Annotated in this window: 11 protein-coding genes; 6 read left to right on the top strand and 5 right to left on the bottom strand. The window is 63.7% G+C overall.

Translation table 11 applies throughout. The annotated features are described in order from the left end of the window. Window positions 1–2: 2 nt before the first annotated feature. From fdxA to typA, 5 genes are all read right to left on the bottom strand, one after another. Window positions 3–326 (bottom strand): ferredoxin, encoded by a 324-nt coding sequence (gene fdxA / locus CGLAUT_RS04690; protein ID WP_095659707.1) that lies wholly within the window; start codon window positions 324–326, stop codon window positions 3–5. Window positions 327–339: 13 nt separating this feature from the next. Continuing rightward, entirely contained in the window at window positions 340–672 is a 333-nt protein-coding gene (locus tag CGLAUT_RS04685) for a hypothetical protein (protein ID WP_290186627.1), read from the bottom strand. Then, window positions 673–1,674 carry an N-acetyl-1-D-myo-inositol-2-amino-2-deoxy-alpha-D-glucopyranoside deacetylase gene (gene mshB / locus CGLAUT_RS04680; RefSeq protein ID WP_290186626.1) on the bottom strand — a complete coding sequence of 334 codons (1,002 nt, stop codon included), beginning with the start codon at window positions 1,672–1,674 and terminating at the stop codon, window positions 673–675. It abuts the gene before it with no gap. Beyond that, window positions 1,671–3,611 (bottom strand): ABC transporter family substrate-binding protein, encoded by a 1,941-nt coding sequence (locus CGLAUT_RS04675; protein WP_290186625.1) that lies wholly within the window; start codon window positions 3,609–3,611, stop codon window positions 1,671–1,673. The genes mshB and CGLAUT_RS04675 overlap by 4 nt, the downstream gene beginning before the upstream one ends. 84 nt (window positions 3,612–3,695) lie before the next feature. Next, window positions 3,696–5,612: a translational GTPase TypA gene (gene typA / locus CGLAUT_RS04670; protein ID WP_290186624.1), complete on the bottom strand. Its 1,917-nt coding sequence runs from the start codon at window positions 5,610–5,612 to the stop codon at window positions 3,696–3,698. 196 nt (window positions 5,613–5,808) lie between these two features. On the opposite strand from typA, the gene CGLAUT_RS04665 reads away from it, so the two are divergent. The 6 genes from CGLAUT_RS04665 to CGLAUT_RS04640 all read left to right on the top strand — a co-directional run bounded on the left by CGLAUT_RS04665 (window position 5,809) and on the right by CGLAUT_RS04640 (window position 12,169). Next, entirely contained in the window at window positions 5,809–6,477 is a 669-nt protein-coding gene (locus CGLAUT_RS04665; protein ID WP_095659702.1) for an Rv1157c family protein, read from the top strand. A gap of 26 nt (window positions 6,478–6,503) precedes the next feature. Then, on the top strand, window positions 6,504–7,040 hold the full coding sequence (locus CGLAUT_RS04660) for a ribonuclease FAU-1 family protein (protein ID WP_290187021.1): 537 nt from the start codon (window positions 6,504–6,506) through the stop codon (window positions 7,038–7,040). A gap of 206 nt (window positions 7,041–7,246) precedes the next feature. Further along, complete coding sequence (locus tag CGLAUT_RS04655; RefSeq protein WP_290186622.1) at window positions 7,247–9,139, top strand: dipeptide ABC transporter ATP-binding protein; 1,893 nt, start codon at window positions 7,247–7,249, stop codon at window positions 9,137–9,139. 51 nt (window positions 9,140–9,190) lie between these two features. Continuing rightward, on the top strand, window positions 9,191–10,147 hold the full coding sequence (locus tag CGLAUT_RS04650; RefSeq protein WP_095659700.1) for a DUF808 domain-containing protein: 957 nt from the start codon (window positions 9,191–9,193) through the stop codon (window positions 10,145–10,147). Between the two features lie 70 nt (window positions 10,148–10,217). Continuing rightward, a complete protein-coding gene (locus CGLAUT_RS04645) occupies window positions 10,218–11,690 on the top strand; it encodes a hypothetical protein (protein ID WP_290186620.1) in 1,473 nt (490 codons plus the stop codon). A 56-nt stretch (window positions 11,691–11,746) separates the two neighbouring features. Next, window positions 11,747–12,169 carry a cupin domain-containing protein gene (locus tag CGLAUT_RS04640; protein ID WP_290186619.1) on the top strand — a complete coding sequence of 141 codons (423 nt, stop codon included), beginning with the start codon at window positions 11,747–11,749 and terminating at the stop codon, window positions 12,167–12,169. Window positions 12,170–12,237 lie beyond the last annotated feature (68 nt).

Here is a 12,237-nt window from a genome sequence, read left to right as displayed (position 1 = left end):
GCCTACTCCTGGTTCTGCGGCGGCAGCTTCGCCACCATCGGGTGGTCGAAGTCCAGTGGGCCAGTCTTCGCGGCGCCGCCCGGCGAGCCGAGGTCGTCGAAGAAGCCGACGTTCGCGTCGTAGTACTCGGCCCACTCGTCGGGGGTGTCATCCTCGTAGAAGATGGCCTCGACGGGACATGCCGGCTCGCATGCGCCGCAGTCGACGCACTCGTCGGGGTGGATGTAGAGCATGCGCTTGCCCTCGTAGATGCAATCGACGGGGCACTCCTCCACGCAGCCGCGGTCCATCACGTCGACGCAGGGTTGGGCGATCACATAAGTCATACCGTTCAGTATGTCACTTGACAGTGGCGAGGGGCCAAATTATCCCCACCAACAACAGGAGCATTTCGCTTATCGACGGCCCCTTGCCCACCATCATCCAAAACCCAACGGCCCAGACACCCAGCGGCACCAGCTGAATCCAGCGGTTTTGCGTCCACAGCTTCGCGGTTCTGCGGAGCACCGCGTTGAACCATCCGGCGAATACTATTCCCAGCGGCGTCCACAAATAGCCGACCTGCAGCATGACCGCGATGGCCGCGAAGACGGACAGCCAGACGAACGCCTGGACGACCTCGCCGCGGGAAAAGTCTCGGTAGAAGTCGTCGCGGTAGCCGGAGGAGGTCATCTATTTGTCGATGCCGGCGAACAGCGCCGCCGCATCACCCGCAACGGCACCATTGTCCTCGGTAGGGAGCGGCGCACCTTCGCCGAGCTGGAAGTGCTCGACGCGCTGGATGGGCTGCACGATGAGGTTCGACAGGGCGTAGTAGACCACGGGCTGCGCTGCGGCGGATGAGACCGTGGCGGATAAGTGCGTGGCGGATACGTGCACGGCGGATGAGACCGTGGCGGGGAGGGCGGCGTGCGGGTTGACGTCGGTGACCTGGCCGTCGGCGATCCACAGCTGGGTGGCGTGGGCGCGCATGGATTGGACTTTCGCTGAGTACGAGGCGTCGTTAAGCGAAATGCTCAAGTCGGACGAGCTGACTCCATCGAGCTCACCTGGCTGAGGGAGCCGCCACCCTGCGGGGGCTTCGGTGGGCATGAGCGCGGCGGTTTCGTGCTCGAGGCGGACGGCCCAGAGGATGCGCGGGATGTCGGTGAGTTTGGCGGCGGCGTGGGTGATTTCGTGGGCGCGAATGTGATCCGGGTGGCCGTAGCCGCCGTCGGGTCCGTAGGTGATCACGACGTGGGGGCGCTCGGCGGTGAAAATGGCAGCGAGCGCGTCCACGGCGGTGTCGCCGGAGTTGACGAACGCGCGGGAGTGCTGGCTCGCGGCCGAGCCCTCCATGCCGGAGTCGCGGAAGCGGCCGGCGCCGCCGAGGAATGTCCCGCGCGCGCCGAGCGCGGCGAGCGAGGCCCGCAACTCGTGGATGCGGAAACCGCCCAGCTGGTTCGCTTCGTCGGCGACCAGGTGTTGGTAGGGCTCGCCGATGACCTCGCCCTCCTCGCCGAGGGTGCACGTGACGACGAGGACGTCGGCGCCGCGCGCCGTGAGTGTTGCGATGGTGCCGCCGGTGGTGATGGCCTCGTCGTCGGGGTGGGCGTGGACAAGCACGACGCGGTAGCCTGCGAGGTCGCGTTGGGGGCGGGTGTGGGTGTGGGGCTGGGTCTGGGTCTGGGTCATTGTGCGAGTGGCTCCTTCTTGCCGGCGTTGGCTGGGGTGGTGACGCGCCATGTCGGCGCGGTGGCAAGCCCGCCGTCCCAGTTCTTCAGGTTGGGGTCGGGGCCTTCGATGCCTTGGCCGAGCGCGGCGACGCGGGTCTCGGTGACGATAGGCACCCAGAGCGCCTCGGCCGCCTCGATCTGCGCAAAGATCGCGACTGCGTCTTGGACGCTGGTGGTGCCTGCGAGGACGTCGGCGGCCAGCTGCTCGGTGCCGGATGAGCAGTAGCCGGATAGGTTCGCGGCGCGGAAGGCGTGCGCGGGGCAAGCGGCGCGGCCAGCGATCTCGGTGATGCTCTCGGGGTTGGCGGGGCTCGCGACCCTACTCGTGCTGGTGGAGCTCGAGGTGTCGTTGGGGTTGGTCGCGCTGGTCGCGTTGGTCGCGTTGGTCGCTTTGCTGGCGGCGAGGGCGGCATCGGATACTCGCCACCCAAAGACTGCGTCGATGGCGCCGGCCGGGAGCAATTTACCCATGATGGTGTTGTTGTCGGTGCCGACGAACTTCGCCTCGATACCCGCTGCATTGAGTTGGTCGACGAAGGTCTTCCCGGCGGCGGCCGCTGCTGGGTCGGCAGCGTCAGCAGCGACGCGCAGGGCACCTTGTTTTGCGATGTACGCCTCGAGCGCTCCCCCAGCGATTCCGCTCTCGCTAGAGGTGGGTTCACTGGAGGTGGACGCGCCTGAAGTGGACGCGCCTGAAGTGGACGCGTCTGAGGGGAGCGCAGCTGGAGCGGCGCCAGCTGGAGCAGCACCGGCGGGGGTTACCGCGGAGGGAAGCGCCAGATCGGTGGAGCGGTTGGTGGCGATGGACGCGAGCAAGGGGGCGTCGATAAGCGAAGCAAGCTCCTGCCGAGCCTCAAAAGTGACGCCCGCGGTGAGGGTGACCCCGAGGGTGCGCGGGCCGTCGGTGGTGAGGACCTGCGTGTCGGGTACGAGTTCGAGGACGCGGTGCGTGGTTTCATCGGGCGCCATGTCCACGAACGCGATTTGGCCGCTGCGTAGCTGGTCCGCGGTCTGCGTGGTGGTGCGCGCGGGCTGCAGGTTGAGGATGTCGATGCGCGCAGGCGCCGGCCCCCAAAAGCGGTCGTTGCGGTTCAGCGTAATGGTGCCGCGGCCGCGGTCGACGCCGGAGAACAGGAAGCGGCCCGCGGACGCGGGGATGGAATCGTGCAGCGCGGTGGCGAAGTCGGAGGCGTCAGCGGCGAGCAGGTGCGACGGCAGCAGGTGTGTGAACAGGCCGCGGATGTCGCGGATCGGCGTGCGGAAATCGACGTCGACGGTCTTGCCGCTGGGGCCGGAGACGCGGATGTCGGCGATGGCGTCGTAGCCGTAGGCGTTGATGGTGCCGGGTGTCGTGCGCATCGCGCGCCAGAGGTAGATGAAGTCGGCGCCGCTGATCGGGGTGCCGTCGGACCACTGTGCTTCGGGGTCGATGACGTAGCGCACGGTCGCGGCTTTGGACGAGCTGGGCAGGCGGGTCGCGGCGAGCAGCAGATCGGGGTTGCGCTCGCCGTCGACGAAGGCGCTGGGCAGCACCAGGTCAGCGATCGAGCGGACCGTGGCCTGCTCGTCCGCGGCTAGGTGCGGGTTGAAGCCGGCGCGCACCGGGTCGACTCCGACGCTCACCTCCACTCGAGCGGGGCGTTCGCTTGTCGACGTCGCGCTTTCCGTCGTTTCCGCCAGTCGCTCGAGCTCCTTCTCGGCTTCCTCTTCAGTAACCAAAGGGGGCGGCGCGGGATCCGCCGCGCACCCGGAGAGGGCCGTAAGCGCGGTGGCCACGGTCAGTCCGGCGAGCGCGGTGAGCGCAGCGGTCGCAGTGGTCGCAGTGGCCGCGAGGCGCGTGCGCGGGTGACGCGTCCGCGCCGAGCCTTTGCGCGCGGGGTGTGTGAAGCGAGTCATCGACGGGAATTGTAATCCACGCCAGCTTCCCTCCCCACGCAGCGCTCGCGTGGGTTGCGTGCCCGGTTGCAGGTGCGCGAGCAGCTACTTGTTGAGCTGCTTTGCGCGGGAGCGGGCGCGGCCACGCTCGGTGGCGTTGAGGATGATCTTGCGCACGCGCATTGCCTCGGGGGCGACCTCGACGCACTCGTCGTCGTCGCAGAACTCGATGGCCTCGTCGAGCGAGAGAGTGCGCGCCTTCTGCAGTGTGACCGTCGCGTCCGCGGTGGCGGAACGCATGTTGGTCAGCTTCTTTTCCTTGGTGATGTTGATGTCCATGTCCTCATCGCGCGAGTTCGCGCCGACGACCATGCCCTCGTAGGTTTCTGCTCCCGGCTCGACGAAGAAGTCGCCGCGGTCCGCGAGCTGCTGCAGCGCGTACGCGGTGACCTGGCCGGAACGGTCGGCCACGAGCGAGCCGGTCGGGCGGCCCTTGATCTCGCCGGCCCACGGACGGTGCTCGATGGAGTACGAGTTGGCGATGCCAGCACCGCGGGTCTCGGTGAGGAAGGTCGTACGGAACCCGATGAGGCCGCGCGACGGAATGTCGAACTCCATGCGCACCCAGTCGCCGGAGCCGGTGTTACCCATCGAGGTCATGTTGCCCTTACGGTTGGCCATGAGCTGGGTGACGGCACCCTGGTGCTCGGAAGGCACATCGATGACGACGTGGTCGTACGGCTCGTACACCTTGCCGTCGATCTCCTTGGTCACCACCTGCGGCTTGCCCACGGTGAGCTCGAAGCCTTCACGACGCATCGTCTCAATGAGCACGGTGAGCGCCATCTCGCCACGGCCCTGGACTTCCCAGGCGTCGGGGCGCTCAGTCGGCAGCACCCTGATGGAAACGTTACCGATCAGCTCCTGGTCCAGGCGGGCCTTAACCATGCGGGCGGTGAGCTTGTCGCCGCCGTTGCGGCCCGCCATCGGCGAGGTGTTCACGCCGATGGTCATGGAGATCGCCGGGTCGTCGATCTTGATGCGCTCCAGCGGCTCGACGTTCTCCGGGTCGCAGAGGGTGTCGCCGATCATGATCTCGTCGATGCCCGAGACGGCGGCGATGTCACCTGCGACGACTTCGCCGGTCGCCGGCACACGGTCGAGGCCCTCGGTGACAAGGAGCTCGGCGATCTTGACGTTTTTAATGTGCTGTTCGTCGTCTGCGTCGTAGTGCACCCACGCGACCGTCTGGCCCTTCTTCACCGAGCCGCGGTAGACGCGGATCAGCGCGATACGGCCGAGGAACGAAGACGAGTCCAGGTTGGTCACCTGCGCCTGGAACGGCGCGTCGATGTCGGCGGAAGGCTCCGGGAGCACGTCGTAGATGACGTCGAAAAGCGGCTGCAGATCCTCGTTGTCCGGCAGCTCACCGTTGCCCGGGTTCTCCAGGGACGCGCGGCCGGCACGGCCGGAGGTGTAGAGGACGGGCAGCTCGAGCAGGTTTTCGGCGGCCTCGGCGGCCTCCGGGTCTTCGAGGCTTGCGCCGAGCTCGAGGAGGAGGTCCTGCGCCTCTTCGACGACCTCGTCAATGCGTGCGTCCGGGCGGTCGGTCTTGTTCACGCAGATGATCACGGGCTTCTTCGCTTCGAGCGCCTTGCCCAGGACGAAGCGGGTCTGTGGCAGCGGACCCTCAGAGGCATCGATGAGGAGCACGACGCCGTCGACCATGGACAGGCCGCGCTCGACCTCGCCACCGAAGTCGGCGTGGCCCGGGGTGTCGATGACGTTGATGACCAGATCGCGGCCGTCTTTGCCGGCACCTTGGCGTCGGATCGCCGTGTTCTTCGCCAGGATGGTGATGCCGCGCTCGGATTCGAGCTCGCCGGAGTCCATCACGCGGTCGCCGTGCTCGCCGTGGTCGCCGAACACGCCGGACTGCTCCAGCATGGCGTTGACCAACGTGGTCTTGCCGTGGTCGACGTGGGCGACGATGGCAACATTGCGGAATTCAGGGTGCGTCACTGAGCCGCTACTCCTTATATATAGGCGGAATTAACGGTTAAACACTACCGCGCGAGGGGTCCAAGCGCTGAATGGCTTGCGAGGCGTGGCAACGAGGCGTCGATAAGCGAAAGCTCTTTTTCCTGAGTTCGCCTTGACGTTGGGAATATAGTGACTATTGTTACGGGAGTTACTGTAGGTGTTTGTAAGGAGAGCTGTGCGCTTTTCCCGATCACTCGCGCGCGCCGCGGCGCTGGCAACCGCCCTCTGTGCGGGCGCGACTTCCGTGACCCTCCCAGCGGCTCATGCCCAGTCCTCCCAGTACATCGACGGCCTCGGGCGACCGACGGACTACACCGTTGCCCGCGTGCACGAGTTCGCCGACAGTCCGCTTGTGCCTGAACCCGCGGCCAACGCGTTGCGAACCGCAGTGAGCTTCTACGCCGGCACCGGCGAGATTGGCGGACCCCCGCTTCCGGACGACGCTCCCCCGTTCACCCAATTCCTCTGGCCGACCGTGTCGAGCAATTGCATCGGACCTGGCCTGCACTCTACTGCCTCAGCGATCGCGATTCCAGGGCCCACCCGGACTCCGGCACCCGGCGCCGTGCCTGGTCAGACCACGTTTGTATTTACGGCCTTGGGCACGTCTGCCGCCGCCGAGCAGCAAGGTTTGATGCAGGTGTACTGGATAAACCTGAACACGTTCAGCACCGGTGTAACGTCACTTGATAACAATCTGATAAATCCTTCAGGACCGGCAACCTTGTCCGGTACCGCGAACACTGGCCACGGGCAGGTGCTCGCGGTGGTTAACGGCGGTGTCCGCACCACCGATAACGTCTGTAACTTCGCCCCGACCGTCGCAACATTCTCCGTGAGGTAACCATGCACACCACGAATGAGGAGCACATGAACGCCGATCTTCACCCCGTGAAGCAGGAGACGTTCGACACGACGTCGAAGACCAACATCGACCCGAAGGGCTTCTTGCGCGAGGTTGATACTTTCCGGGTGACGGAGTTCGGGCTGTACATGGCACGCGGTGCGAACCACCCGCGGTTCGGCTACTTAGAGAGTTGGCTGCTGCCGACGTTGGGCCTGCGCGCGAACATCTTCCACTTCCGCGAAGGCGTGCAAATGGAGCAGGACTTCTATTTCGACATTGCTGACATCGACGTTGAGGGCGACGTGTGGACCACCCGCGACCTGTACGTCGACCTGGTGTCCAACACCGGCAACCCGATTGACGTGCTGGACATCGACGAGCTTGCCGCGGCGACATCGGCCGGTTTGATCACGGCGGAAGAAGCAGAAAAGGCTATCGACGCCACGCTGAACGCCGTCGAGGGCATCACCCGCCACGGCGACGACGCGATGGAGTGGCTTCGTGCCCTGGGCATCGAGCTGACTTGGGCCGAGGAGGTCGAGCTCGCGCCGGTGGGCTAGCGCCGGGCTGGCGCCGGCGGGCTGTTGGCTTCAGCGGGGTGCGCCCGCGCGGCTTATTTAAACGTTTTCTTCGACCGTCCCAGCAGAAGCATGTGCCTGCGGTGGGCGGTCGCTTGGCATTCCATTGGCTCTTGCCCGAATGTGACTGAACTTTAATCTTGAAAAACGGGTGATACAAGCCAAACGCCGACCCGTCAAGCGAGGTCGTGCTCTCAGTCCGCGACCTCAACGTGTCATTTCCGTCAGAAGCAGGTGTGGTCTCAGCGGTACGCGGCGTTGACTTTGATCTCTACCGCGGCCGCACTCTAGGCATCGTGGGTGAATCCGGTTCAGGCAAGTCCGTGACCTCGATGGCAATCATGGGTTTACTTCCTGAGTATGCAAAGGTCACCGGCTCTGTGATGTACGGCGGCGAGGAGTTGCTGACCAAAACGGACAGGCAGATGTCCAAGATCCGCGGCAATGAGATCGGCATGATCTTCCAGGATCCGCTTTCAGCACTCACGCCGGTATACGACATCGGCACGCAACTTGTCGAAGCCCTCCAAGCACACAACAACATCTCAAAGAAGGCGGCACTAAACCGGGCGGCGGAGCTACTCGACCTCGTTGGTATCCCCGAACCGCAAAAGCGCTTGAAGTCGTTCCCCCACGAATTCTCCGGGGGTATGCGCCAACGAGTTGTCATTGCGATTGCAATCGCGAACAACCCGAAAGTGCTCATTGCCGACGAACCCACCACTGCGCTCGATGTCACTATCCAGGCGCAGATCCTCGACGTGATCAAGGTCGCTCAGCGCGAAACTGGCGCCGCGTGCATCATGATCACGCACGATATGGGCGTCGTCGCTGGGACTGCCGATGATGTACTGGTGATGTATGGTGGGCGGCCTGTGGAAAAGACTGATGTGCATACTCTTTTCCACCAGCCGCAGATGCCCTACTCGATTGGTCTGCTCGGCTCGACCCCTCGTGTGGATCAACCGTCAACTGAGCCCCTAACTTACATTGAGGGCACCCCACCGAAACTGGTGAACATGCAGCACAGGTGTCAATTCGCGCCCCGCTGCCCCATCGCCATCGAGCAGTGTTTGGACGGCGAACCACCGATGGTCCCGCTCAGTGGCCACGTGCCACATGAAGTCGCTTGCATCCGGCACGCTGAAATCCACGACGGCAAGCTCAACGGCAAGCCGCTTTACCCCACGCCGAAGCTTCCCGACGACTCGCTTGCCGGTGTCCCCCGCGACCAACGCGAGGTCACGCTCGAAGTGGAGAACTTGAACAAGGAGTTCCCCTTGACCAAGGGCTCGCTGGTGAAGCGGCGGGTGGGCACTGTGCATGCAGTGAAGGATGTTTCGTTCGACTTACGCGCTGGCGAGTGCATGGCAATTGTCGGCGAATCAGGGTCCGGCAAAACCACCACGTTGCTGGAGATTATGAACCTTGACCCGGCACCAGACAGCCGCATTGTGATCTGCGGTGAGGACGCGTCGAAGTTCACCACCGCTACGCGGCAGAAGGCACGCCGCAACATCCAGATGGTGTTCCAAGACCCAATGAGTTCGCTCAACCCTCGCATGACGGTGAAAGAGATCATTCGCGAGCCACTCGATGCGCTTGGGTACGAAGGTGACAAGGATGCACGGGTTACTGAGCTCATGCGCACTGTAGGACTCGACGAGTCTCAGATTGACCGCTTTCCTGGCCATTTTTCCGGTGGCCAGCGACAGCGCATCGGCCTTGCCCGGGCACTGGCTACCAACCCGGCCGTGATCGTGCTTGATGAGCCTGTTTCGGCACTCGACGTCTCCATTCAGGCGGGCGTGATCAATTTGCTTGAGTCACTCAAGCGCGAGCTCGGGCTGTCGTACTTGTTTGTCGCTCACGATTTGTCGGTGGTGCGCCACCTCTCCGATCGCGTCGCGGTGATGTACAAAGGCGACTTTGTCGAGTTTGGTGAGTCGGACGCTGTATTCGACAACCCGCAGCACCCGTATACCCAAGCGCTGCTGTCGGCGATCCCAATCCCGGACCCGGACGCTGAGCGCAATCGAACCCGTGTGAAGTACGAGCCGGTAGAGAACAAGTCGAAGTAAGTCACGGTAGGCTGTGCACTCGCATCTTACGCCTACTGAAAGGACCCGCCCATGGCCGGTGGCTTGCTCGCCTTGCTTGACGACGTCGCGCTGATCGCACGCACTGCAGCATCTTCAGTCGACGATGTCGCAGCTCTTTCAGCGAAAACATCTGCCAAGGCTGCTGGCGTTGTCATCGACGATGCCGCGGTGACCCCGCAGTATGTTTCCGATGTCACCCCGGCTCGCGAGCTGCCGATGATCTGGAAGATCACAAAGGGTTCGCTGCGCAACAAGCTCGTGATCATCCTGCCGATCGCGCTGTTGCTGAACGCTTTCGCGCCGTGGGCACTCACTCCCCTGCTCATGGCCGGCGGTACCTACCTCTGTTTCGAGGGTGCGGAAAAGATCGCGCACAAGCTTGCCGCAGATAAGCATGCTGAGGAAGAGCGGGCCGTCAACAAGACCCCGCAAGACGAAGACACGTTGGTGAAGAGCGCGATCACCACCGACCTCATCCTGAGCGCGGAGATCATGATTATCGCGCTCGATGAGATCGCGAACGAATCGATTTGGATGCAGGCCGCAGTTTTGGTCGCGGTGGGCATCTTCATCACCCTCGCTGTCTACGGCGCGGTTGCGCTTCTGGTCAAGGTTGATGACATCGGCCACGGCATGATTCGCCGCGGCAACGCCCCCAAGACAGGACGCGCGTTGGTTAAGGGCATGCCGTACGTGCTCAGCGCCATCGGCATCATCGGCACCATCGCCATGCTCTGGGTTGGCGGCCACCTCATCGTGCGGGGTCTCCACGAGGTGGTGGGCTGGCACTGGCCACACGACCTCATCGAGCGTCTATCCGAAACCGTCGGCGGTGGATTCTCCGGTTGGCTCGTTGACACCGGCGTCTCGCTGGTGTTTGGCCTGATCACCGGGTTCATCGTGCTCGCGATCGTGCAACTGGCGAAAAAGTTCATGCCTGAACGGGACGAGTCGGCTCCGGGCCGGGAGGCTGCAAGCACTGCCTAGTCTCGGCTCTGCCGTATGATGAAGAACCTGAGTGGGTCGGGGCGGGATGAGATTCGCTGAAGGAGGCACCATGGGTCCGAGGATTTACCCTTTGGCGCCTGCGACCTGGGGAGAAGGCGTTGAGCTGCCGGTTGACAACGTCGTACAAGCACCACTGTTCAACGACTTCGCCGGCATGGCTGGCATGGCGCATGAAGAGGTTTTGCTTCAACCCAACCCGCTCAGTGGCTCGTGGCGGGTGCGTCTGCTCGGGGCGAGTATCGACGATCAGGAGACCGCGCAAGGCCGAGTGATCGGCGAGATTGATCCCTACTATCGAGAGCGCTTCACCGATATGCGGCGCGTCGATGCGTCACTACTGATGCCGAAAACCAGCGCAACTGTTGCGTGGGATGAGGCCGCAGGCCAGTTCGCGGTTCGCGTGCTGCTGCCTCCCCCATTGCTCGCCGTGCCGCGTAACGACGCGCCGGACGACACCCTGACACTGCCTTCGGGCGAAATGCTGGTCGTTGACACCTCGATGGGGGAATACACCCGAGAAGAAATCACGGCCCGCTCGCCAGGCCAATGGCTGGTAGCCCTCCACCACATCGGCAGTCTGGTTGCAATCACCTTGGGACCGAAACTGCTGGGCGCGATCCGCGGGGACGAGGCGACACAACTCATCTCCTACATGCAGGCCACCCACACTGATTCCCAGGTTCCGCAGTTATACGCGCGCGCCGTGCTACTGCAGGGCATGGCGGCACTCGATGTAGCTGAGCCGAGTGAGGACAACCCGGCATATCCGGTGCAGCAGCTGAAAGTACCCGACGTGCGTTTGGCAAAGCCGTGGTCACTCATCGAGTTCCCCGACAACACCTGGGGTGTCAGCGTGGAGCGTGACCACGTTGCGGATCCTGGCGATTACCTCCACCCGAAGCACACTGCACGGTACGTCTCCCTCGCTGGGATTGAGCGTCCGGACAGCGTTGCTCCTACGACAGAGGAGTTCGAGAGTGTGCAGGTTGCAAAGCCTCAGCCTCAGCCGCAACCGGTATCGCAACCGGTGCTGGAGCCGCAGCACCCAGAGCCGGTCGAGCGAACAAACTCGGCGCCGGAAGACACTGCGCCGGAAGACACTGCGCCGAAAGACACTGCGCCGAAAGATGTTGTGCCAGAGGAAGCGGTGCAGGAACCGGCACCGGAATCGCCCTCGCAGACGGAAGCCGTGCCCGAACCTGAGCCTGATGACGAGCCCGAGATTGAGTTCACCCCCGAAACAGAGCTGGTCCCAGAACCTGAGTTCGTGCCCCAAGTAGACTTCTCGCAGGAGTTCTCGGTGGAGTCGCTCCTTGCTTCCGCATCTGTTCCGAAGCTGGCGCCAGAACCCGAGCCAGAACCCGAGCCAGAACTCGAGCTGGAGCCAGATCATGCGCCCGAAAACCAAGACGACGAGGAGTTCTTCATCGACTTGGATGACCCCAACCTCTCCGAGGTTGAAAAGGTAAGGCTGCGGCGGAAGCAGCGAGAACGTGAAGGGGGTGGGCGCCACCGTCGTTAAGCGAAAAGCTTCGCTACGGTGGGAGTTGTACCTAACCGGTGAGCGAAGGAGCGATTATGAGCAACGACCACGGCCCGAACCCATACGTGGTGGATATTGAAAAGGCGACGCTGGACAACGAGGCCTTCCGCGACACCTTGTGGACCGGCAAGAACCTGCAGCTGACGGTGATGACCATCCAGCCGGGCGGCGAGATCGGCGCCGAGATTCACGACGACCACGACCAGTTCCTGCGCCTCGAAGAGGGCGAGCTGCGCGCAATGATCGGCGCGAGCGAGGATGATCTCGAGGTCGACCAGGTTGTCGGCGCTGACTGGGCGGCGTTCGTCCCGGCCGGCAAGTGGCACAACTTTGTCAACGAGTCCGAGAAGCCGGCGAAGCTGTACTCGATCTACGCTCCGCCGGAGCACGAGCCGGGGACTCGCCACGAGACTAAGGACGACGCGGACAACGACCCGCACGAGGACGCAGGCGTGTAACCCGCCTCCCCCGCAACCTGTGAAACGCGGTTCGCCCTACTGGGCGGGCCGCATTTTTGCTACATTCG

The organism is Corynebacterium glaucum, from assembly GCF_030408855.1.
In the GTDB taxonomy this organism is placed as follows: domain Bacteria; phylum Actinomycetota; class Actinomycetes; order Mycobacteriales; family Mycobacteriaceae; genus Corynebacterium; species Corynebacterium glaucum.
This window is presented reverse-complemented; position numbering and strand designations above follow the sequence as displayed.

What these genes read in the sequence shown, in the direction of transcription:
- CGLAUT_RS04685 (WP_290186627.1), bottom strand. Translation starts at nt 672, where the DNA reads ATGACCTCCTCCGGCTACCGCGACGACTTCTACCGAGACTTTTCCCGC.
- CGLAUT_RS04650 (WP_095659700.1), top strand. Translation starts at nt 9,191, where the DNA reads ATGGCCGGTGGCTTGCTCGCCTTGCTTGACGACGTCGCGCTGATCGCA.
- CGLAUT_RS04675 (WP_290186625.1), bottom strand. Translation starts at nt 3,611, where the DNA reads ATGACTCGCTTCACACACCCCGCGCGCAAAGGCTCGGCGCGGACGCGT.
- fdxA (WP_095659707.1), bottom strand. Translation starts at nt 326, where the DNA reads ATGACTTATGTGATCGCCCAACCCTGCGTCGACGTGATGGACCGCGGC.
- mshB (WP_290186626.1), bottom strand. Translation starts at nt 1,674, where the DNA reads ATGACCCAGACCCAGACCCAGCCCCACACCCACACCCGCCCCCAACGC.
- CGLAUT_RS04640 (WP_290186619.1), top strand. Translation starts at nt 11,747, where the DNA reads ATGAGCAACGACCACGGCCCGAACCCATACGTGGTGGATATTGAAAAG.
- CGLAUT_RS04645 (WP_290186620.1), top strand. Translation starts at nt 10,218, where the DNA reads ATGGGTCCGAGGATTTACCCTTTGGCGCCTGCGACCTGGGGAGAAGGC.
- CGLAUT_RS04660 (WP_290187021.1), top strand. Translation starts at nt 6,504, where the DNA reads ATGAACGCCGATCTTCACCCCGTGAAGCAGGAGACGTTCGACACGACG.